The organism is Hymenobacter elongatus, assembly GCF_004745955.1.
Lineage (GTDB): Bacteria > Bacteroidota > Bacteroidia > Cytophagales > Hymenobacteraceae > Hymenobacter > Hymenobacter elongatus.
Genome location: NZ_SRLD01000004.1, coordinates 149468 through 172679 on the forward strand (window position 1 = coordinate 149468; position 23212 = coordinate 172679).

At 57.3% G+C, this 23212-nt stretch carries 18 protein-coding genes and 1 pseudogene; 6 read left to right on the forward strand and 13 right to left on the reverse strand.

Annotation, left to right across the window (positions count from 1 at the left end; genetic code table 11):
• Positions 1-117: 117 nt before the first annotated feature.
• The 4 genes and pseudogenes from E5J99_RS21760 to trxA form a co-directional block, all read left to right on the forward strand.
• A pseudogene (locus E5J99_RS21760) lies at positions 118-264 on the forward strand (PHP domain-containing protein); the annotation flags it as partial.
• Between the two features lie 206 nt (positions 265-470).
• On the forward strand, positions 471-2174 hold the full coding sequence (locus E5J99_RS03690; protein ID WP_135496367.1) for a T9SS type A sorting domain-containing protein: 1704 nt from the start codon (positions 471-473) through the stop codon (positions 2172-2174).
• Positions 2175-2339: 165 nt separating this feature from the next.
• Positions 2340-6023, forward strand: a complete 3684-nt coding sequence (gene dnaE, locus E5J99_RS03695) for a DNA polymerase III subunit alpha (protein WP_135496368.1) — start codon at positions 2340-2342, stop codon at positions 6021-6023.
• Between the two features lie 248 nt (positions 6024-6271).
• Positions 6272-6601: a thioredoxin gene (trxA, locus tag E5J99_RS03700; protein WP_135496369.1), complete on the forward strand. Its 330-nt coding sequence runs from the start codon at positions 6272-6274 to the stop codon at positions 6599-6601.
• 73 nt (positions 6602-6674) lie between these two features.
• Here trxA and E5J99_RS03705 read toward each other — a convergent pair whose 3' ends face one another.
• The 6 genes from E5J99_RS03705 to E5J99_RS03725 form a co-directional block, all read right to left on the reverse strand.
• Positions 6675-6986 (reverse strand): hypothetical protein, encoded by a 312-nt coding sequence (locus E5J99_RS03705; RefSeq protein ID WP_135496370.1) that lies wholly within the window; start codon positions 6984-6986, stop codon positions 6675-6677.
• A gap of 93 nt (positions 6987-7079) precedes the next feature.
• On the reverse strand, positions 7080-8039 hold the full coding sequence (locus E5J99_RS03710; protein WP_135496371.1) for an energy transducer TonB: 960 nt from the start codon (positions 8037-8039) through the stop codon (positions 7080-7082).
• Positions 8040-8325: 286 nt separating this feature from the next.
• Entirely contained in the window at positions 8326-8790 is a 465-nt protein-coding gene (locus E5J99_RS03715; protein ID WP_135496372.1) for an AsnC family transcriptional regulator, read from the reverse strand.
• A 541-nt stretch (positions 8791-9331) separates the two neighbouring features.
• Positions 9332-10192: an isoaspartyl peptidase/L-asparaginase family protein gene (locus tag E5J99_RS03720; protein WP_394345938.1), complete on the reverse strand. Its 861-nt coding sequence runs from the start codon at positions 10190-10192 to the stop codon at positions 9332-9334.
• A 57-nt stretch (positions 10193-10249) separates the two neighbouring features.
• The gene (locus E5J99_RS22125) at positions 10250-10390 is read right to left on the reverse strand and encodes a hypothetical protein (protein ID WP_167851965.1); all 141 of its coding nucleotides are present in this window, start codon (positions 10388-10390) and stop codon (positions 10250-10252) included.
• 103 nt (positions 10391-10493) lie between these two features.
• Complete coding sequence (locus E5J99_RS03725) at positions 10494-12695, reverse strand: protein-disulfide reductase DsbD family protein (RefSeq protein WP_135496374.1); 2202 nt, start codon at positions 12693-12695, stop codon at positions 10494-10496.
• Positions 12696-12924: 229 nt separating this feature from the next.
• Between E5J99_RS03725 and E5J99_RS03730 the strand changes: the two genes are divergently transcribed.
• On the forward strand, positions 12925-14253 hold the full coding sequence (locus E5J99_RS03730; protein WP_135496375.1) for a hemolysin family protein: 1329 nt from the start codon (positions 12925-12927) through the stop codon (positions 14251-14253).
• Positions 14254-14353: 100 nt separating this feature from the next.
• Here the strand turns inward: E5J99_RS03730 and E5J99_RS03735 are convergent, their stop codons facing one another.
• From E5J99_RS03735 to E5J99_RS03765, 7 genes are all read right to left on the reverse strand, one after another.
• Complete coding sequence (locus E5J99_RS03735) at positions 14354-14872, reverse strand: gamma carbonic anhydrase family protein (RefSeq protein ID WP_135496376.1); 519 nt, start codon at positions 14870-14872, stop codon at positions 14354-14356.
• A gap of 89 nt (positions 14873-14961) precedes the next feature.
• Positions 14962-15945 (reverse strand): radical SAM protein, encoded by a 984-nt coding sequence (locus tag E5J99_RS03740; protein WP_135496377.1) that lies wholly within the window; start codon positions 15943-15945, stop codon positions 14962-14964.
• A gap of 65 nt (positions 15946-16010) precedes the next feature.
• The gene (locus E5J99_RS03745; protein WP_135496378.1) at positions 16011-16769 is read right to left on the reverse strand and encodes an endonuclease III domain-containing protein; all 759 of its coding nucleotides are present in this window, start codon (positions 16767-16769) and stop codon (positions 16011-16013) included.
• Positions 16770-16913: 144 nt separating this feature from the next.
• Positions 16914-17621 carry an OmpA family protein gene (locus tag E5J99_RS03750; protein ID WP_135496379.1) on the reverse strand — a complete coding sequence of 236 codons (708 nt, stop codon included), beginning with the start codon at positions 17619-17621 and terminating at the stop codon, positions 16914-16916.
• 562 nt (positions 17622-18183) lie between these two features.
• Positions 18184-18924, reverse strand: a complete 741-nt coding sequence (locus E5J99_RS03755; protein WP_245318690.1) for an OmpA family protein — start codon at positions 18922-18924, stop codon at positions 18184-18186.
• Positions 18925-19154: 230 nt separating this feature from the next.
• The gene (gene accD, locus E5J99_RS03760; protein ID WP_135496380.1) at positions 19155-20039 is read right to left on the reverse strand and encodes an acetyl-CoA carboxylase, carboxyltransferase subunit beta; all 885 of its coding nucleotides are present in this window, start codon (positions 20037-20039) and stop codon (positions 19155-19157) included.
• A gap of 152 nt (positions 20040-20191) precedes the next feature.
• Positions 20192-21241 (reverse strand): class I fructose-bisphosphate aldolase, encoded by a 1050-nt coding sequence (locus E5J99_RS03765; protein WP_135496381.1) that lies wholly within the window; start codon positions 21239-21241, stop codon positions 20192-20194.
• 177 nt (positions 21242-21418) lie between these two features.
• Here E5J99_RS03765 and E5J99_RS03770 point away from each other — a divergent pair, with 177 nt between their 5' ends.
• On the forward strand, positions 21419-22435 hold the full coding sequence (locus E5J99_RS03770) for an OmpA/MotB family protein (protein ID WP_245318691.1): 1017 nt from the start codon (positions 21419-21421) through the stop codon (positions 22433-22435).
• The last annotated feature ends 777 nt before the right edge of the window (positions 22436-23212 follow it).

The window sequence follows — 23212 nt, forward strand, 5'->3', positions numbered from 1 at the left end:
TAACTTTACCCTTAGGAAGTGCTGGATGTTGAATGCTGAATTGGCCGGCATTCGGCGAATTCACGATTCAGCCCTCACATCCCGGATTTCCCCCGCCATTGCCCGTTTTCTCGCAACCTGCACTCCCAGTACTCCCTGCTCGACGGCCAGGCCAGCATTTCGGCCCTGATGAAGAAGGCCCGGGCCAACGGGATGCCGGCCGTAGCCCTCACCGACCACGGCAACATTTCCGGGGCGTTCAACTTCGTGGCCGAGGCCAACAAGTAAGTACAACGTAAAGTCGCACCAGTGCGCGGGCGCGTTTATAGGTTTGGGGGGGGGCAGCTGCAACTGAATTCCAATACTGCCCAACGCAGTATCTCTAGCTTTCGTGGTTCATATTGCATCCGTTTATTTTCATACCACTGCAATGTGGTATAGCCACACTATATTTCAGCTTTGCAATACCACTTATTTGAGTTGATTGCTATATGCATTTCTACCACCACACCCCGGTTGCATTGTTTTTGAGTTGCGCCTGGCTACTTGCTACCAATTCGGTTGCGCAGTCGCTTCAAGTGAGTAACCTATCTCCGGCACGACACGCCAGTGCAGCTTCACGCACCAGCGCTGTTGGCGTTACGTTCGGGCAATCTCCTGCCGGGACTCCAACGCTTGCAGTTTTCAGTCAGCAGGCTGGCGGCAGAAAGGCAGGTACTACTTCCAGTGTTGGTACTACAGCAGCATTTGTGCCCCAGGTTCCGTTCAAAGCCGGCGAACTGCTGACGGCCACGGTGACTACTCCTAGCGGGCGCCACATGTGGCAGTTCACGGCTGCTACTACCGGCGGCACTGGCACTTTTGGCGGAGCCAGCTTCACACTGCCGCTCACACCTTATCCGTATGGGGTAATTGCTGTCAACCTGGCCGTGGCCGATATGAACGGTGATAACTACCTGGACGTCATTGTAGGCGAAATGGGCACCAACCCTTCTGGTCTATATCTAAACAATGGTCGCGGCCAGCTGGGTAGCAGATTCGCATCATTTGGCGCTTCTACTACTGTTCCAAGTTTCGCCCTCGGTGATGTAGACGGCGACGGTGACCTGGATCTGCCGTCTTTTCGCAATGACGGTACTGGACGCTTTACGCAGGTCGTCGGCAGCCCTATCCTGCCTCTTGGCAGCAGCTACAACCGCCTACTCGTTGACACGGACGGCGACTCCGACCTGGATTTGGTTTATACCAGCCTAAACGCTCTGTATGTAGCACCCAACAGCGGCACCGGAGTATTTGCCACTCCTACCAGCCTCATCGTACCTGAGCCAGGCAACCTGACTGCTACCGACTTGGACAATGATGGCGACCTTGATTTACTGGGCTACGGCGGTTCTGGCGGCAACGGTGGCTTGTTGCGCACTTTTTTTAACGGCGGAAACGGCCTCTTCACCTTAGGCGCCACCTATGCGGCACCAACTACTGCAGAACTTACGGCACGTACTCCCCCCATTACCGGCGATATAGATGGTGATGGCGACGTGGATGTCCTACTCCCATACTACTTGGATGGCAGTCGGGTGGCTGTTTCCTGGCTCAACGACGGAACCGGCCAACTCACTGTTAATCAGACAATAACTTCCACTAGACCAATCATGTGCACCAGCGCTAGCCTAGCTGACGTGGACAGTGACGGCGACCTGGATCTGCTGTTGAATGGGGCATCCCGAATTCATGTAAACTTAGGCCAAGGCATATTCGGACCAGCAACCTATTTACAGCCAGCCACCTCTTCGGATGGAGGGCTTGTGCTAGCCGATATGAACAATGATGGGGCACTGGACTTGGTGACTGCTCAACCGGGCCTTAGCAGTGGGGGCCCTAATAATTCAACGCTAGGCTATGTAAAGATACACCTGAATGAAGTGGTTACGGCCACTTCGTCAGCAGTAGCGCAGGCACTATCCGTCTGGCCTAACCCGGTGGCAAGTGGTGCTTCCTTGCAGATAAAACTACAACAGCCCGTTCCGGCCGGCCGCGTGGTATTGCGCACCTTGCTGGGGCAATTCGTTCAGGAGCAGGCAACAATTGGCCGCAGCACGGAATTAATAACCAGTGGGGTAGCGCCTGGAATGTATTTGCTTAGCGTAGAAGCACCGGGCCAACCAGCTGTCATGCGGCGTATATGCGTGCAATAGGCGGCTATAGGACTGTATGAGTTGAAATCGGGATAAGCTTTGCGGCCATTCCATTTTCTTAGTCTCAATACACAAAATCCCTTGCCGCGCAATCCTTCCCGGCCGCTTATTCGTGGGTAACTTTACTGTACGCTTCGCGCCCTAACGGCGCGGTGCCGGTTGCCCATGCCCACGTTCTCGCACCTCCACTCGCACACTCAATATTCCCTTCTCGACGGCCAGGCCAGCATTTCGGCCCTGATGAAGAAGGCCCAGGCGGATGGCATGCCCGCCGTGGCGCTCACTGACCACGGCAACATGTTCGGGGCGTTCAACTTCGTGGCCGAGGCCAACAAGTACAACGTCAAGCCGATTGTGGGCTGCGAGTTCTACATGGTGGAAGACCGCCACAAAAAGGCCTTCAGCCGCGAAAAAGGCGAGCGGGACAAGCGCTACCACCAGCTGCTGCTGGCCAAGGATCAGGACGGCTACCACAACCTGAGCAAGCTTTGCTCGATGAGCTTCATCGAGGGCGTGTACAGCAAGTTTCCGCGCATCGACCGGGAGCTGCTGCTAAAGTACCACAAGGGCCTGATTGCCACCAGCTGCTGCATCGGGGCCGAGCTTCCGCAGGCTATTCTGTTTCAGAGCGAGGCCAGGGCCGAAGAGCTGCTCAAGTGGTGGCTCGACGTGTTCGAGGACGACTACTACATCGAAATCCAGCGCCACGGGCTGATGAACTTCGACGGCACCGGCAAAAGCCAGGAGGACGTGAACCAGGTGCTGCTGAATCTGGCCCGCAAGTACAACGTGAAGGTCATCTGCACCAACGACTCCCACTACGTCGACCAGACCGACTTCGCGCCCCACGACATCCTGCTCTGCGTGAATACCGGCGAGGAGCACAGCATCCCCGTCGGCGACTTCCAGACCCAGTATTTCCGCCTGATTTCCCAGGACAGCAAGGTTCACTACGACCACATCGACAACCTGCGCCCCCTGGCCGGTCAGGATGCCTTCATCCGCCGCCAGCTCCAGCGCATCGACGAGGAAGCCCAGAGCCCCAAGCCCCGGGCCCGCTTCGGCTTCGCCAACGACCAGTTCTACTTCAAGACCCAGGCCGAGATGAACGCGCTGTTCAGCGACGTGCCGGAAAGTGTGGACAACACGAACGAAATCGTGGATAAAATCACGCCGCCCAAGCTGCAGCGCGACATTCTGCTCCCCAACTTCCCGATTCCTGCCGAGCACGCCAACGCCGACGCCTTCCTGCGCCACCTCACCTACAAGGGTGCTTTTGAAGGCCCGAAATGCCGCTACTCCGACCGCACGCCCGAAATCGAGGAGCGCCTGGACTACGAGCTGCGCGTGATTGAGACGATGGGCTTTGCCGGCTACTTCCTCATCACCCAGGACTTTATCAACCACGGCCGCAACATCGGCGTGGCCGTGGGGCCGGGCCGGGGCTCGGCGGCGGGCTCGGCCGTGGCCTACTGCGTGGGCATCACCAACATCGACCCGATCAAGTACTCGCTCCTATTCGAGCGTTTCCTGAACCCGGAGCGCGTGTCGATGCCCGATATCGACATCGACTTCGACGACGTGAACCGCCAGAAAGTCATCGACTACGTGGTGAATAAGTACGGTAAAACCCAGGTGGCCCAGATTATCACCTTCGGCACGATGGCCGCCAAGTCCAGCATCAAGGACGTGTCGCGGGCTATGGAGCTGCCTTTGCAGCTGGCCAACGACCTGGTGAAGATGGTGCCCGAGCAGGTGGGTACCACGCTGGCCAAGGCCTTTGCCGAAAACCAGGAGCTCGACTCCATCCGCCGCGACGATGCCCCCGACAACCTGCGGGGCCATATCCTGCGCCTGGCCACCCAGCTCGAAGGCTCGGTGCGCAATACCGGCATCCACGCCGCCGGCGTCATCATCGCCCCCGACGACATCACCAAGTACATTCCCGTCTCCACCTCCAAGGACTCGGACCTGCTCATCACGCAGTTCGACGGCAAGGTGATTGAGAGTGCGGGGATGCTGAAGATGGACTTTCTGGGACTCAAAACCCTGACCATCATCGTCGATGCCATCAACCTGATTGAGCGCAACCACGGCGTCAAAATCGACATCGACGAAATCCCGATTGACGACCTCAAGACCTACGAGCTCTACCAGCGCGGCGACACCATCGGCACGTTCCAGTTCGAGAGCGAAGGCATGCGCATGTACCTCAAGGACCTCAAGCCGACCAACATCGAGGATCTGATTGCCATGAACGCCCTCTACCGGCCGGGCCCGATGCAGTTCATTCCGAACTTCATCAACCGCAAGCACGGCCGCGAGGTGGTAGAATACCCGCACGAGCTGCTGGAGCCGATCCTGAACTACTCCCAGGGCATCATGGTGTACCAGGAGCAGATCATGCAGACGGCCCAGATCCTGGCCGGCTACTCCCTGGGCGGCGCTGATTTGCTGCGCCGGGCCATGGGCAAGAAGGACATGAAGAAGATGGCCCAGGAGCGGGAGAAATTCACGGAGGGTGCCAAAAAGCTGCACGGCATTGTGGCCAAGAAGGCCAACGACGTGTTCGACGTGATGGAGAAGTTTGCGGCCTACGGCTTCAACCGCTCACATTCAGCGGCTTACAGCATCGTTGCCTACCAGACCGGCTACCTCAAGGCCCACTACCCGGCCGAGTACATGGCCGCCGTGCTCACCAACAACATGGGCGACATCAAGAAGGTGACGTTCTTCATTGAGGAAGCCCGCAAGCAGGGCGTGGCCGTGCTCGGGCCCGACGTGAACGAATCCATCCTCAAGTTCAACGTGAATGCCCAGGGTCAGATCCGCTTCGGCATGGCGGCCATGAAGGGCTCGGGCGAGGCCGCCGTGGAGGAAATCGTGCAGGAGCGCGACAAGGGCGGCCACTACGCCGACATCTTCGACTTTGCCCGCCGCGTCAACCTGCGGGCCGTGAACAAGAAAACCTTCGAGAGCATGGCCCAGGCCGGTGCCTTCGACTCGTTTGAGCGCTACCACCGCCGCCAGTTTCTGGAGGCTCCTACCGGCGACCAGAACCTCATCGAAAAGGCCATGAAGGTGGGCCAGCAGCACCAGGCCGCCAAGGAATCGGCCCAGCAGAGCCTCTTTGGCGGCGGGGGCGGCGAGATGAGCATCCCGATGCCCAAGATTCACGACATGGAGCCCTGGAGTCCCACCGAGAAGCTGCGCCGCGAAAAGGAAATCGTGGGCTTCTACCTCTCCGGCCACCCGCTCGACGACTTCAAGCTCGAAATCGACTCCTACTGCACCTGCGGACTGGACAAGATTGAGACGTACAAGAACCGCGACGTGACTGTGGCCGGCCTGATTTCCAACGTGCTGTTCAAGACCACCAAGACCGGCCAGCCCTTCGTGTCATTCAACGTGGAAGACTACGAAAGCAGCCTCAACCTGGCCCTGTTCCGCGACGACTACACCAAGTTTTCCAGCATCATCAACCCCCGCAACTACGACAAGGAGCAGGTGCCGCCCATGTTCATCCGCGGCAAGTACCAGCAGCGCTTCCGCGACTCCGACCAGTTCGAGTTCAAGATCATGACGATGGAGCCCCTGTTCAACGTGGCCGAGAAGCTGGCCAACGGCGTGCGCGTGCAGCTCGACCTGCGCACCATCACGGAACCCTTCATGGACCGCTTCATGGAAGCCGTGGAAAACTGCGCCGGCTCCAAAAAGCTGGAAATCAAGTTCGCCGAGCCCCACGAGCACCTCGCCGTGGATACCTACTCGCGCCGCTACCGCATCGAGCCCAAGGAGTTCATCCGCAAGATGCGCGAGATGGAAATCGACGCCTGCCAACTGATTTAGGGCCGTGGCTTTCCTGGTTTTTGAGCAAATGCCGCAGATTTTTTCAATTACCATCGAAAGAATCTGCGGCATTTGCTTTGACTATCGGCAAGGCTACACGGCCGTACGACAAGGTTATCAGTCTCCTTCTGCCACTCTGTCCTGATTGAACTTTCCGGCCCGGGTCTTGTTGAACTCGCAATCTGCTACCTTGCGGCCCCGATGCTCGTAAGCAGCTGGATAACTCAACACACAAACCCCCTACTGTTATGGGACACAAAGCCATCGAAATTACCGATGCTAATTTCGACGAAATCATCAATTCCGATAAGCCCGTGCTCGTGGATTTCTGGGCCGAATGGTGCGGCCCCTGCCGCATGGTGGGCCCGGTAGTAGAAGAGCTGGCCGGCGAGTACGAAGGCCGCGTCGTGATTGGCAAAGTTGATGTGGATTCTAATCCGCAGACCTCCGCCAAGTTCGGCATCCGCAGCATTCCGACGCTGCTCGTCTTCAAAAACGGTCAGGTCGTAGATAAGCAAGTAGGCGCCGTACCAAAGCACGTACTGGCTCAGAAGCTCGACGCTCAGGTTACTGCTTAGATTAAGCTAGTGCCCACGCAAAAGCCCCGTTTCTGCTAGCAGGAACGGGGCTTTTGCGTGGGCATTTAGGTGCCTAGCGCGGTTTGCGGGTTCGGGAGTCATGCTTCTGACGGTACAGCACCCGGTCAGCTTGTCTTTCTTCATGACGCACCACATGGCGCTCAGCGGGCGTTACGACGCCATCAGCGCGGGCTGACTGCCGGGCTTGCCGGGCGTCGGCCTGCTGGGCTTGCGCCCGGGCGGCTTCAGTACGAGTGAGCTGCCCGGAGCGCACACCCTGCCGGATACGGGCCTGGTCGTTGGTGCGAGGAGCAGTTTGGGCAGTTGCAGCGGAGGAGGCTAGTAAGCTCAGCGCAGCAGCACAGGCAAAAAGGAAGGTTTTCATAAGGCAGAGGAATTTGAGGTGACCTTTTGCCTCTTGGAGTGACAAGCCACGCCATAGTTTAACCTACCAGTAGTATTCGCGCTGTAGATTAGCTCAATACATCTCATCAGGGTTACCAGCCCGGGCTTCCGTAGGGGGAGATTGAGTGGCTTTCACCCCGCCAAACAGCTTAAAATTAGGAGCGAACATAATGGGCAGGGTGTAGGTCATAGCGGTGGGCACATTGTATTCACGGCCGGGTCGGAAGGCGGGCAGAGCAGCCACCACGCGGCGCGCCTCGATGTCCACTTCCGGAGCCAGGCCCCGCACAACCCGCACTTGGCTCACCCGGCCATCCTCGCCAATAGTATACGACACATACACTTTACCCGTAATATTCTTGCGCCGGGCGGCCTTCGAGTACGTGGTATTACGCGCCAGGTATTGCATGAGCGCGGCCTGCCCGCCCGGAAACTCAGCGGCCTGTCGCCGCCGGGGTACGCCAGCGTACAGCTCACCCTCAAGGTTGAAAAATTTTAGGTTGACGCTCCGGCCATTCTCCAGCTTCTCCACGGCGCTGAGCTGCCCCGAATCGTAATAGTAGCGCCACTCCCCGTGCGGGCGACTGGCTACGTAGCTACCTTCGGAGCGCTTCTGCCCGTTGCGATGCACGCTGAGCCATTTGCCTACCCGCATGCCATCCGCGTATTCTCCCCGCTGGCTCACTTTTCCATCCTCATACCACGACACGTACATGCCGTCAGCTTCGTCGTTGTGATAGTGCACCTGGCCGGCTTTGGTGCCATTGGGATGATACCAGGTAAATAAGCCGTTGCGCACGCCCGGCTCCAGTCCCGTGAGTGTGCCCCGCAGCAGCAGCGTGCCATTCATCGAGTAGTCGCGCATGGCGTAGCCAGCTTCTGCTTTCTTACGATCTATGATGCGGTAGTGCGTAGCACTGTCGGGCACTGTTGCCTCGTCGCGGGCATTCAGGTACACTGCCGGCAGGCTCTGCGCACGAGCAGTGGACAAAGCGGCCGTAGCGACTAAAAATGCAAAGAGAAGCGCTTTCATAGATTTCAGATAAAAATCAGCAAAGGAAAGATACTTACTTACTCGTTTGTAGCCAAGTGCCGGCAAACCAGACTTTAAATCTACAGCTTTAACCCGGCCATCCTGGTACTTTATACGCTAAATTTTACTTGGCTATTTCCAGGAAAAGTACAGAAGCCGAACACTAGAATAGTTACCCTAATTACGCTTGCTCCAGCAGGGAGGATGAGGAACACAAAGAAGGTCAGCCGCCGCTCTGCTACTGAGCGGGAGGCTGACCCTGGATATCGGTAAGGTTTTGCCGTTGCTATTGCAGCTGAATGGCGCGATTCATGGCTTCTTCGAGCGAAATAAGCGTTTCGGTCCGCTCTATGCCTTCGATGAGTTGCACCTTGTCGTGGAGCACATCGCGCAAGTGCTGGGTGTCGCGGCACACCAAGCGGGCAAATACACCGTAGGCTCCGGTAGTAAAATGAATGCTTACCACCTCAGGAATTTCCCGCAGCTGCTCCACCACACTGGCATACACGGAGCTTTTCAGCAGGTATATGCCCAGAAAGGCACTGACGCCATAGCCCAGCTTTTGATAATCTAGCTTCAGCGTAGCCCCCTTCACAATTCCCAGCTCCTCCAGGCGGGCCATTCGGACGTGAACCGTGCCACCCGAGACGTGGACTTTACGGGCAATTTCGGTGTAAGGAATCTTAGCGTCTTCGATCAGAAGGGCCAGTATTTTGCGGTCGGTGTCGTCAAGTTCGTAATTACGGGCCATTTTGCAGTAGTTTAATTGCTTATTTCGCAACTATGTTTCGTGAATAGTAAAAAATATGTAAATTTTTAACCATATGTATGCCAATATTTTATTTAATCAATCGAAACGCTACATTTGTTTCAATCCGATGCAAATGGTGTTGGGCCTTTTTGTAGAATGATGAAATTGGCAGACATGCCCTCCTCTCTCGGGGGTGGTGGCTCGGGAAAAACTGGTCCGGCGGCCGGCTAACTACACCATGGAGGTTCGAACCCTTCTTCTACAGCTGTTTTGTTGGGTAATGTGAGGAGGAAATACCGGGACGTATCTGGGTGGGTACGTTTTCTGTTGAAGAGGCTGCATCTGGGTGGGTGCAGCCTTTTTGCGTTCTGGCCGGCTAGCGAGGCAGTCAATTTATTACCTCCGTAGTACAATTCTTCGCAAAGAACGCCAAAAAACCCTAGACGCCGAAAAGCTCAGCCATAAATACTGCACCGTCAGAAGCAAGTTGACAGGGCAAGCACATGTGAATGAGCTTGTTAACAGACAAGAATCCTATATCCTATTCCGCTTTGCAAATCAGCACCTGACTTTCTCCGGAAGCCTTGATGTAGCCTCGACACATCCCTTCCGAGTTGAACGGCATAGCGAAATTCCCCTGCCGGTCAAGGGAAATAAGGTCTCCGCCGAACTTGCCCACCTTATCGATGGTGGCCTGAGCAGCCTGTGGCAAAGGCTGGCGGAGGTACTCGACGCGGGCCGCTACGTCGTGGGCCACGGCGGCCCTGATAAGGTACTCGCTCCAGCCCGTGCACGACACGGCGCAGCTTTGGTTGTCGGCGTAGGTGCTGGCCCCAATGAGGGGCGCATCGCCTACACGGCCATAGCGCTTGTTGGTCATGCCGCCGGTGCTGGTGGCGGCGGCCAGGTTGCCATGCTCATCCAGGGCTACGGCGCCGACGGTACCGTATTTACGGCCTTCGGTGAAGATGTTCTGCCCGTCGAGGCTGCTCTGGGGCTTGCCGCCCTTCATTTTCACCTTAACCTTGCCAGGGGCCGTCGACTCCGCTTTGGTGGGCGCGCTGAGCTGATAGGATGTGTCGGCGCTTTTGTCGGCCTGCAAGACTTTTTGCAGCTGCTGGTAGCGGGCCTCGGTATAGAAATACGAAGGCTCGGCAATGACCAAGCCTTTCTCACGGGCAACTTGCTTGGCTCCGGCCCCGACTATCATTACGTGCTCCGATTTCTCCATCACGGCCCAAGCCGCCGGAATCGGGTTGCGAACGACGGTAACCCCCGCCACGGAGCCCGCTTTGGTCGTTTGGCCATCCATGATGGCGGCGTCCATCTCGTTGCGTCCTTCATGGGTAAATACCGCGCCTTTGCCAGCATTAAATAGTGGCGAATCTTCCATCGTACGCACCGTGGCCTCAACGGCATCGAGCGAAGTGCCGCCCTTCTTTAAAATTGCATAGCCCGTTTACAAGGCCAGATTGAGTGCTGCCGTGTACGCCTTTTCCTTTTCCGGAGTCATATTGGCCTGAGTGATGGTGCCCGCCCCGCCATGAATGACAAGAGTAATCCGGTTGGGGTCGGGAGCGGCTGCTATGGGTTGGGCCACGGCTACGTGCGAGGTTGCGACACCGAGGCACAGCAACAGAGTAAGCCAGAGAAAACGGGGTGAGGTTATGGAGAGCGGAAAAGGGCGAGAGGAGAAAAAGACTTTACCGCCGGGCTACCGGCTGGCTTTGCTGCCGGTGCCGGGCCAGACCAGCATCCAGAAACTGTAGAAACTTAGCCACCTCCGACTCATAGGCCACCGCCGGGGCCAGCAGCACTGGTTGTTCTAGCGTGCTGGCGGGGTCGAGTAGCACGTAGTAGGGCTGCGCATTCATATTGAAGCGGCTGATCTGAAAGTCCAGGTTCTGCTCGCCCAGCGTTTTCTTGACGCGCTTGTCCCGGGCCGAGGTGTACCATTGGCTGGCGGGCAGCTCGGTCTTGTCGTCGGCATAGAGAGCCACCAGCACAAAATCTTCGCGCAGGCGCTTGAGTACGCGTGGGTCGCTCCACACCGCCGCCTCCATCACGCGGCAGTTGCCGCAGTTGTGGCCCGTGAAATCGACAAATACCGGCTTATTCTGCTGCCGGGCGCAAGCCAGGGCCTCGGACAGCGTGAAGTAGCCAGCCAGATTGTGCGGCAGCTCCAGCTCGTCGGCGAAGCGCGGCGAGCCGCACAGGGTGGTGGTTTCGGCGGCCGGGGCCGCTGATACGCTGGTTTGCCAGGCAAAATCCTGGCGGGTGGCCGGTGGTGCCAGCGCCGAGAGTCCATTGAGCGGCGCGCCAAACAGGCCGGGCACCATGTAGACCATAAACGACAGCGCCACGGCCGCCAGCAGCAAGTGCGGCACGCTCACTTTGGTGCTTTCACTATCGTGGGGCAAGCGGATTTTCCCCAGCAGATACAGGCCTAGCAAGCCAGCCAGCACAATCCAGATGGCCAGAAACACCGGGCGCGGCAACAGGCCCCAGTGGTAGGATAGGTCGGCGGAGCTGAGGAACTTGAAGGCCATACCCAGCTCGACGAAGCCCAGTACGGCTTTGAGCGTGTTGAGCCAGCCACCTGAGCGCGGCATCGACTTCAGCCAGGTCGGGAACAAGGCAAACAGCACGAAAGGCAGCGCGAAAGCCGTGGAGAAAGCCAGCATGCCCAGCGTAGGCCGCAGCAGCTCCCCGTTGGCAGCCGCTATAGCCACCGACCCCACGATGGGCACCGTGCAGGAAAACGAAACCAGTACCAGCGTGGCCGCCATAAAAAAGAGCCCCGACCAACCGCCTTTATCAGCTTGGGCATCTACTTTATTCACCAGACTGCTAGGCGCGTTGATTTCAAACATGCCCAGAAACGACATGCCGAAGATCAGGAAAATAACAAAGGACAACAGATTGGGCAGCCAGTGGGAGCTGATTACGTTGGCCGCGTCGGCCCCAAAGAGCAGGCTTACCAGCACACCCACGCCAGTGTAGATGCTGATGATGGACAAGCCATAGACCAGCGCTTTGCTAATGGCCTCGCCCCGGCTGCGGCTGTTGCTGGTGAAGTACGAAACCGTCATGGGCAGCATAGGATACACGCACGGCATGAGCACGGCTACCAGACCCGCGCCAAAAGCCAGCAGCAGATATTTCCACAAGCTCAGGCCGGCACCCGCGGGCTTGCTGGCCGGCGTAGCGCTGAGGGCCGACGCAGTAACGGCCGGCTCAACGGTTTCAGATGCCACCGTGGCGGCAGAATCCTCTTCGGTAGCGGCGGCCGTGGCGGTGGTAGCTGGCAGCGCCGCCGAATCGATAGCCGGAGCCGGGCTAGCGGCGGCCGGAGCTACCGGAGCCGCAGGAAGCATAGCAGCAGATGACGCAGCAGTAGCACCCACTACAGTTTCGGCGGCGGCTACCTCAACGGGGCCGAAACTGAGCGTTTCGTTGCCGGGAATGCAGCGCCCATCAACGTCGGTGCAGCTCTGGTACTCAACGTCGGCTGTGATGGTTAGGGGGCCGGGCTGCAGCACGCGGATGCGCTGCCGGATCTGGCCCGTTTTCTCGAAGTACGTAACGTCGCCCTTGAATACGTCGTCGAATGCCTTTTTTGCTCCTATCGATTTAGGCTTGCCCACCAGCGCGTAAGCCGGGCTTTTGGCGAAGCTGAACGTGAAAACCGTGGGGCCTAGGTCGGGGTCGAAGTCGGTGGCGTAGAGGTGCCAGGTGTTATCGATACGAGCATTTACGAGCAGGTCCAGCTCCTGACCGACGGTGGCCGCGGGCTGACTGAGAGCCGTGGTGAGCTTGGCCGGCGTGAGCACCTGCGCGGCTGCGCTGCCCACCAGGAGCAGCAGCGCCCATAGCGGCAGCAGTATTTTTTTACCAAAAAACATGAAGCGGAATTAGGTCAACGATGACGTTGGAGAACAAACAAAGTACGGCAGGAAGTGTCACAATCTTGTTATAAAGGCTGCTTGGGCACGATGACTAATCGGCTGGTCACACGAAGCCGAAGCCGGCGGAAGCACAAATACCACACCCTAGCCGGAACCGCTTGGGCGGAATCCCGTACTTTTGCAACATAAAGGCAGCTGAACCGCGTGAGTTCGAGTTGCCGCACCTATGGCCTTAAATATTTTGCTTACCGTTCTGCTGGTATTGCTCAACGGTTTTTTTGTGGCGGCAGAGTTTGCCTTCGTCAAAGTTCGCGTCTCGCAAATCGAGATAAAAGCCCAGAGCGGCAACCGCCTGGCCAAGCTCGTGCAGAAGATGCTGCGGGATTTGAACTACTACCTTTCGGCTACCCAGTTGGGTATCACCTTAGCCTCGCTGGCCTTGGGCTGGATTGGGGAAAGCGTAGTAGCCGAAGTGGTAATGGCTATTATTCACCAGTTCGATATTACCCTGTCGCCTAACGCCGTGCACCAGATTTCGCTGGTCACGTCGTTTTCTATTATTACCGTTTTGCACATCGTCCTGGGTGAGCAGGCTCCCAAAGTACTGGCTATTCAGAAACCGGAGAATACAGCCATTGCCATTGCTGTGCCGCTGTATGCCTTTACCTGGATTATGACGCCGTTCATCAAGCTGCTCAACAAGCTCTCCAATATGGTGGCCGGCCTGTTTGGCGGCCAGGCCACGCACGGCTCCGAGGCCCACTCGGCCGACGAACTGCGACTGCTGCTGGACCAAAGCAAGCAGAGCGGGGAGATTCAGGATTCGGAGCACGAGCTGATCGAGAACGTATTTCAGTTCAATGACCGGATGGTGAAGCAGATCATGGTGCCCCGCACCAAGCTCTCGGCCATCGACGTGGAAACCCCCCAGGACAGCGTGCTGGAGTTGGTGTATAACGAAGGCTATTCGCGCATCCCGGTCTTCGAAGACAACATCGATAACATCGTGGGCGTGCTCTACGTGAAGGATTTGCTGCAGATCATCCGGCGCAACGAGCCCATCGTGCTGGCAAAGATTATGCGGCCGGCCTATTTCGTGCCCGAAACCAAGAAGATCAATCGGCTGCTGCGCCAGTTCCAGCGCAAGCATATGCACATGGCCATCGTGAGCGACGAGTTTGGCGGCGTGTCCGGCATCGTCACCATCGAGGATATTATGGAAGAGCTGGTCGGCGAAATTCAGGACGAATACGATAACGAGGTACCCGTAGTGGAGAAAGTTTCGGAAACCGACTACCGCGTCAACACCAGCACGCCTATTTCCGACGTCAACGAGTATCTGCCCTTTCCGCTGCCCGAAGGCGACGACTACGAAACCGTAGGCGGCCTACTGAACGTTATTTATGGCAACATTCCGGAAGTAGGCGACGTGGCCGTGCTCGACAACTACGAGTTCCGGGTCATGAAACGCTCGAAGCGCGCCATAGAGTTGGTACAGCTGCGCGTCACGACCCGCGAGGAGCGTGAGGCCACCGACGAAGTCATGCCGCTGTAGTAGCAGGCAACCATTCAGGCAACAAGCCCCGGCATCTGAGCTTCAGGTGCCGGGGCTTGTTGCTTGGACGACAAATGGCCGACTGCGAAAAAGGCGAATATTACTCCGGCTTCAGCCAGCTAGCATATAAGACGTAGTTATCAGCCGTACGCTCCAGAGTAGCCCGCTGCTCCTCCGACACAGGCTTCACTTTCCGGGCCGGAATGCCGGCGTACAGATAGCCCGACTCACAGATCGTGTTTTCCAGCACCACGGCCCCGGCGGCAATAATGCAGCCCCGCCCCACCACGGCTTTATCCATCACAATGGCCCCCATGCCAATGAGCACGTCGTCCTCGATGGTGCAGCCGTGCACAATGGCTTTGTGCCCGATACTCACCCGGGAGCCCACCGTGGTAGCGGCCTTCTGATACGTACAGTGCAGCACGGCCCCATCCTGAATGTTGGTTTTGTCGCCGATGCGGATACTGTTCACATCGCCCCGAATGACGGCGTTGAACCACACGGTGCAATCGGCACCCAGCGTCACGTCACCGATGATGGTGGCATTTTCGGCCACGAAACAGTTGGGCCCCAGGGTTGGGTGAATACCTCGAACGGGCAGCAGCAAAGCAGGCATTTAGTAGTGATTGAGGTATAAATTTCAACGAATTGGTAAGCTCAGACGGGTGAAAAGCAGCCGCGCCAGTCCGGTACGTACGGGTCCGGCTACCGCGTCAGCATGCGTTTCCAGGTTCCTTTCTCGATGTTGTATTTTAAAGTACTCGGCAGCGCCTGCCAGAAATACTTGTTGACTTCCACCGCAAAGCTAGGCTGCATATAGCAGTTGATGGTGCAGCCCTCACACTGCGGCAAGCGCCCTTCCAACGCCACCATACGGCCCACTTCGGGCGAGTGGTAGAGGTCGTAGAGCTGCCCCTGAATGGGAAATTTCTGCTCGCCCAAATGGTAGCAGGGCACCACCAGCTCATTGCTGGGCGAAATAACGAGCGTAGTGCTGGCGGCCTTGCAGACGGGCGCGGCCACGTGGTTGCCGCCATCCTTGCGCAGCGCAATAAAGGCCTCGTTCAGGTACACACCGCGCCGTTTGCCGAAGGCCGACAAATAGTCCAGCTCCGCCGGTGTCAGCTGCCCACCGGCATCGATGCCGTTATACTCGAAAGCGGGGTTAATGATGAGCATCAGCCCGTTCGGCTGCGCAATATCCCGATACACTGCTTCCAGATCGTGCAGGTTGTCGCGGAACACGGTGAAGAGAATATCGGGCCGCTCGCCCAATTCTTTGGCCACCCGAATACTTTCGAGCACGAAATCGTAGCAGGCTACCCCGCGGCCTTTGTCGTGCACTTCCTTTTCGGAGGCATCGAGCGAGAAATGCAGCATATCTACCTTGCCACGCAGCTTTTCGGCATACTTGGGATAGAGCAGGCAGTTCGTGGTCAGCGTTGTGATAAAGCCCATGTCGTGGGCCAGACCGATAAACTCGTGAATCTGGCGGTGCAGCAGCGGCTCACCTCCCGTGAAGTCGACGACGCTCACGCCCAGCCGCTTCAGGTCCCGCAGGTTCTGCGCTACGTCGGCCAGTTGAATGTAAGGCGAAGGTTTCTCCCAGATATCACAAAACGAGCAGCGCGCGTTGCACCGGTACGTAACGTAATAATTGCAAAGCACCGGATGACGAACTAGACGCATAATGAGGCTAAAGGTACGCAGTAGTGCCGCAGCGGCCGGCCCGAAGTATGGGCTACGCGAGGTAACTAGTGCTGCAACGTGCCCCGGGCACTATCCCAGTGGGTGGGAGTAGCCGCCAGTGCCTCTGCCGTAGCGGGCCCGTAGTGTTCCAGATAATAGTTGCAGAAGCCTTTGAGCAGACAGCGCGGGCAGTCAGGCTTGGCGAAAAAGCAGACGTGCTGCCCATGCCAATAGTTGTGCTTGTGAAAGTTGAGCAGCACCAACGCATCCTTGGGCAGTTGCTCGAGCAGCACCTGATGCGCCTTTTCCACCGATACCTTGGGCCCGATCATGCCCACGCGCTGTGCCACCCGGTGCACATGCACATCAACGGGCAACACGGGCTTCTGATAGGTAAAAAGCAGCACCAGAGAAGCTGTTTTCAAGCCGATACCCGGCATAGCTGTCAGCCATTCCAGACCTTTCTCCACGGGCCAGTCGGCCAGAAAATCCAGCGTGAAGGCCCCCTGCTCGGCTTTGATACGGCGTAGTATTTCCTGAATGCGCGGGGCCTGCGTATCAGGCCAGCGGGTGGTCCGGATGGCGTGGGCCAGCTCGGTAGTGGGTGCCGCCAGCACGCCTTCCCAGTCCGTAAAAGCCTCCAGCATTCGGTCGTAGGCCAGCTCCTCGTCCCGGTGCGTGGTGCGGTGCGACAGCAACGTACTAATGAGCTCCCGCATGGGCGCGCGCCGGGGCGTGGGGTCCAGCGGGCCGAAAAACTCATTCAGGATAACATGGTCTTGCCAGGTTTTCTGGGCGGGCGGCAGCGCGTAGGCATCGGTCATGCCAGCTTGTACCCCCGCCGGGGAATTCAGGTTGCCGCTTTGGCCGCTTTCAAGGCCTGCTGCTTGCTTTAGTTTGAAACTGAGGCGCACAAAAAAAGGCGACACCCAAAGGGGTATCGCCTTTTTGAGACTTTAAGCGTGAGCTTAGATGGTGCCTTTCTCAGCAGCCTTCTTCAGCTTTTCGTTGGCGAAGATGGCTACTTCTACCCGGCGGTTAGCAATCCGACCGGCTTCGGTCGAGTTGTCGGCCACCGGCTGACGCGAGCCGTAGCCCGTTACGGTGAAGCGCGAAGCATCTACGCCTTGGGCCTGGGCCGAGTTGGCCACGGCCTGCGCCCGGCGCTGCGACAAAGGGTCGTTGACGGCGTCGTTGCCGCTGGTGTCGGTGTGGCCTTCCACGATTACGTTGGTGTCGTCGTACTTGATGAGGGTTTTAGCCAGCTCAGCAATGTTGTCCTGGGCGGTAGAGGTCAGGGCCGACGAGTTCTTGGCGAAGAGCAAACCCGAATCGAAGGTAATCTTGATGCCTTCGCCTACCCGCTCTACCCGAGCCCCAGCCATTTCTCTTTTCAGCTCAGCAGCCTGCTTGTCCATCCGACGGCCGATCAGCGCGCCAGCACCACCACCTACTACGGCACCGATGATAGCACCTTTGGCCGTGCCCGACTTGCCACCGATTACCCGGCCCAGTACGGCACCACCGGCTGCTCCGCCCAAACCGCCGAGTACAGCGCCTTTGGCCGTTTTGCTCCAGGGCTTCTTAGCCGTAGGGGTCGTTTGAGCCTCAGCATAGTTGGTGCCCAGCAAGAGCACTGCCAGCATCATTGCGATATACGAACGAAGGGTTTTCATTGTCTTTGTATTTTGTGTTTTTGGTGTGCTGTAAAGATGCAGAGGTTTTTCATTTTCTGGCATCATCCACTCGTTTTTGCAGTATAGCCAACGGGCAGTTGTGAGGTATTTGGCAACCACCTTGCCAAAACCTAGTGAAGGAGAATAAAATAATTGAAAACTTGCTTAACAATACTTAAATAAGCTTTTTAATTGGAAATTCATTTCTCAAAGTGGCTAGTATACGCCCCAAACAGCTTCTCTACATTCTATCAATCCGGCAGCTGAATTCGACGGTAACCGCTTACTAAGCGGGATGTGCGGGCCTTCGTTGGGCAATACAAGTCGGTGTATTTTGTAGGACAATATCTGTTTGACCATGAAGCCGTGCGGTAAGCTGATAGAACATCCCGCTTGATCTAAAGGTCAGCAGTATTTCGGCCAACCGACCAAACAGATCTTACACCACGATAAATTTACGCTAAGCCCCCATCCCGTTTACCAATTCTGAGCAGCTGCTAAACACAGAAAAAGCCGCCCCACATCGGGGCGGCTTTTCTAACGTATCAGCGGAAGCTACCGCTTACAGCGTACCATTTTCGGCGGCCTTCTTCATCTTTTCGTTGGCGAAGATGGCTACTTCTACCCGACGGTTGGCCTGCTTGCCTTCGGTTGTGGTATTGTCGGCCACAGGCTGCGAAGCACCGTATCCTTTGGTCTGAACACGCGAAGCATCGACGCCTTGCGTTACAGTGTAGTTGGCTACCGACTGCGCCCGACGCTCTGACAGGGGCTGGTTGATGGCGTCCGAACCGGAGTTGTCGGTGTGGCCTTCCACAATTACGTTGGTATCGGGGTACTTTTTCAGCACCTCCGCCATTTTCTGGATTTCCGTCTGCGAAGCCATCCGCAGATCGGACTTGTTCACGTCGAACAGGATACCGGCGTCAAATGTAATCTTGATGCCTTCGCCTACCCGCTCTACACGCGCATTCTTCATGTCGCGCTGCAGCTCTTCGGCTTGCTTGTCCATTTTACGACCAATCAGTGCGCCACCGGTGCCGCCCACGGCCGCGCCAATGATAGCGCCAGCCGCCGTACCCGATTTGCCACCGATAACCCGGCCCAAGACCGCACCAGCTGCTGCACCGGCACCAGCGCCAATCAGGCCACCTTTAGCCGTTTTGCTCATGCCGGTTTTGCGGGCTCCCGTGCCATTGTTGGTCGAGAGGTCGGGCTGGCTGGCGGGCTGCGACGATGCGCACGAACCCAGGAACATAGTCAGGGCCATACACATGGCCAGAAGTGATTTAGAAGATTTCATCGGAGAGAAATTGGTGGAAAAGAAAAAAAAGGAGCGGGTTGGCTTATCATTTTGTTGGTGCTTACTTGGCTTCCCGTCAAAATGTTCGCCAAATATAGACGACTGGCTATACCTGGCTGAAATACAAGCGGAAGTTTTTGGCCGCCGCACCAGATGAAAGCCCACTAAATGCATTCGTTATGCACTTAAACAGGCTTTTCCAAAAAGCTTGCCGGAAATAGTGCCCGGTGTTAGCGCAGCGTAGCCTGAGCCTGCGTGGCCGGCACTTCTGCGGGCCGCAGCATGGTTATCAGGTCGGCGAGCTGCTGCTTGAGTTGTTTGCGGTCCACGATGAAGTCGAGAAAGCCGTGTTCGAGTACAAACTCGGCGCTCTGAAAATCTTTGGGCAAATCCTTCCCGATGGTTTCCTTGATAACCCGGGGACCAGCAAAGCCAATCAGCGCGCCGGGCTCCGCAATGTTGAAGTCGCCGAGCATAGCGAAGGAAGCCGTGACGCCGCCCGTGGTCGGGTCGGTGAGCATGGAGATATACGGAATGCCGGCCTCGGAAAGCAGGGCAAGCTTGGCCGAGGTTTTGGCCATCTGCATCAGCGAGTAGCCCGCCTCCATCATGCGCGCCCCTCCCGACTTGGAAATCATCAGGAACGGAATCCGGTTCAGGCGGGCGTAGTCGATGGCCCGGGCTATTTTTTCCCCTACTACCGAGCCCATCGAGCCACCGATAAATTTGAAGTCCATGCAAGCCACTACCAGATCCAGCCCGTTGAGCTGGCCGTGGGCCGTGCGCACGGCATCTTTCAGCCCAGTGCTTTTCTGGGTGGCCGCCACCCGCTGGGGGTAGGCTTTGGTGTCCACGAAGTGCAGCGGGTCGCCCGAGGTCAGGCTTTCGTCCAGCTCCACAAACTGATTGTCGTCGAAGAGTAGCTCAAAATACTCGGCCGAATCAATCCGGTCGTGGTGGTTGCACTTGGCGCAGGTGTAGTGCAGGCGCTTGTGCTCGGCCATCGAGGCCACGGTTTTGCACTCCGGGCACTTATACCATAGGCCGTCCGGCGTCTCCTTCTTCTGCTCCGTCGGGGTGACGATGCCCTTTTCTACGCGCTTAAACCAAGACATTGTTATTCATAAGAAGTTGGAAGCTGCAAGGTAAGCCCAGGAAAGCCAGACTACCAGCCCCGGAAGTTACTTTCAGCAAAAGTGTGGTCGTCAAAGATAAGCCAGCGGCTCGCAGCCAGGCAAGGCCACGAGCCGCCGACGGCCCGCCGGTTCTACGCGAGGGTGATGGTGTGGTCGAGGTATACGTCCTGAATGGCATGGAGCAGCGCGACGCCTTCCGCGAACGGCCGCTGAAAAGCCTTACGACCCGAAATCAGGCCCTGGCCGCCGGCGCGCTTGTTAATAATGGCCGTGCGCACGGCTTCTTCGCGGTCGGAAGCGCCTTTGCTCTCGCCGCCGGAGTTGATCAGGCCGATGCGCCCCATGTAGCAGTTGGCCACTTGGTAGCGCGTCAGATCAATCGGATGGTCCGACGACAAGGTTTCGTACATGGCCTTGTGGGTCTTGCCAAACTTGAGGACCGAGAAGCCGCCGTTATTTTCGGGCAGCTTCTGCTTGATGATATCGGCCTGAATGGTGACGCCGAGGTGGTTGGCCTGGGCCGTAAGGTCGGTGGCGACGTGGTAGTCTTTGTCGGCAGTTTTGAAGGCGTTGTTGCGGATGTAGCACCACAGCACCGTGGCCATTCCCAGCTCGTGGGCGCGCGCAAAGGCTTGGCTGACTTCCACGATCTGGCGGCTCGACTCCTCGGAGCCGAAATAAATAGTGGCCCCCACGGCAGTAGCGCCCAGGTTCCAGGCCTCCTCCACCGAGCCGAACATAATCTGGTCGAACGTATTGGGATATGTCAGCAGCTCGTTGTGGTTGATTTTGACCAGGAACGGGATTTTGTGCGCGTATTTGCGGGCCACCGTTCCGAAGGTGCCAAACGTGGTAGCCACCGCGTTGCAGCCTCCTTCCAGCGCCAGCCTGATGATGTTTTCGGGGTCGAAATACATCGGATTGGGCCCAAAGGAAGCCCCGGCGGTGTGCTCGATGCCCTGGTCGACGGGTAGAATGCTCAAGTAGCCGGTACCGGCCAGGCGACCATGACCATAGAGCTGCCCGAGGCTGCGCAGCACTTGCGGCGTGCGGTTGGAGGGCACAAAGCAGCGGTCCAGAAAATCGGGGCCGGGCTGGTGAATCAGGTCTTTGCTAATGGTTGTGCACTCGTGCCGGAGCAACGCCTCGGTTTCGGCGCTCAAGGGGGTAAGCGTAGCCATGAGTGGGGAGTTAGGGAGCGGGAGGACGCAGAGGAAAGCAAGCAAATATAAGTCTAAAATTAAACCGCTGCCGGCCGCTTACTGGCAGATGCGCCCGCGCCTCGCTACCTTGCTTCGAGGATGCGGGGCAATTGTTGACCGCATCTTTCTCCATTGCTTATTCAAGATACTACCTGCGTGAAAAAATCTTCTTCCCTCCTAGTAGCTCTGGCCCTGGTGGCTGGTTCGGCGCTGCCGGGCTGCGTGGCCTCCAAAAAATATGACGACCTGCGGGCCCGCCAGCAAGCTACCGAGCAAGGCAAGGCGGAAGCCGAGCGCCAGCAGCGCCAGGCCGTAGCTGAGCTGAAAAAAACGACCGATGAGCTGACCGAAATGCGCCTCAACAACAAGCGCCTCATGGCCGACTCGACCCAGAACGGCAACGCCCTGCGTCGCACCCGCACACTCTACACCCAGCTGACCGACAGCTACGACAAGCTGCTCAAAAACAGCGACCGGGCCATGGCCGACAAATCGGCGGACTACAACAAGGTGGCCAAGGACCTGGCCCGCCGCGAAGCCGAGCTGGGCGAGCTGGATACCAACCTGCGCCGCAGCAAAGCCGATATCGACAAGCTGAACGCCGACCTGAAGGTGCGGGAAGCCAAGCTGGCCGAGCTCACCCAAGCCCTGGCCGACAAGGACAAAGCCGTGAATGACCTGCGGGCCAGCGTGAGCAATGCCTTGCGCGGTTTCCAGGGCACCGATTTGCAGGTAAAGATGAAGGACGGCAAAGTATACGTGTCGCTGTCGGAGCAGCTGCTCTTCAAAAGCGGCTCGACCAAAGTAGACCCCAAGGGCCAGGAAGCGCTGAAGCAGCTGGCCACGGTGCTCAAAACCCAGCCCGACGTGAACGTGGTAGTGGAAGGCCACACCGACAACGTGCCCTTCAGCCGCCCCACGGCCGCCATGCAGGACAACTGGGACCTGAGCGTGCTGCGGGCCACCGAAATTGCCCGCCTCATCACGGCCGGCGGCGTCGAGGCCCAGCGCATCACGGCATCGGGCCGCTCCCAGTTTATTCCGGTGGCCGCCAACGACTCGCCGGGCAACAAGGCCCTGAACCGCCGCACCGAAATCATCCTGACGCCCAAGCTCAACGAGCTGCTCAAGATTCTGGACTCGAACTCGACGACTGCCACGCCCGGCAAATAGAACACTCTGCTTACTCTGGCGTCCACGCAGCTAAAGTATCGCCAAGAGCGTGTTTGGGATTATGGTTTTCGTGTCCTGCTGAGCGAAGCGTAGCGGAGTCAAAGCAGCTCTACTGCAATAGTAAAATCATATACCAGTGCGGTAGAGATGCTTCGACTCCGCTACGCTCAACAGGACAGAATCAGCTTTTTCAGAAAATTCCCACACACGCTCTAAGGGTTCGTCTGAGGCCTTAGAGCGTGTGTGGATTACCAAATAAGAATACAGAAACACATTTTTTTAAGAAAATTTTGCAGTATACATTCCATAAAATCCTTTATTTGTGAACCATTATAAGCCAAACTCTATGTTTGGTCTCGCGCTACTATCTCTATTGCATCTTTTGTGCTTTCTCTTTCCAGTTTTACTGCCTTCGTGCAGTAATTCAATAGGCGTCATCAACCTATCCTGGTCGTGAATACCGATTTTTCACCCTTTTATATACCATTTAATGTACTACAACACGCATTTCAGAATCTACACCATGGCGGCACTGCTATTAGTAGGCAGTTGCACAAAGCCAGAGGAACAACCCACCCCGACTCTTTCTGACAGCAGTACCAGCTACTCGGCTAACAGTTATCTTCTAAAACAACAGTTTCAGGTTTCAGGGGGTGCAACCCAAATTGTCGCTACGCCGCCCTGGCCGTGTTGAAGGGTTCAATGTGTTGGCGTACCAGCTGCCATCGGTTACTCATCGCGCAGACGCGCAAGGTCAAGACCCGCTGTGCGCCGTTG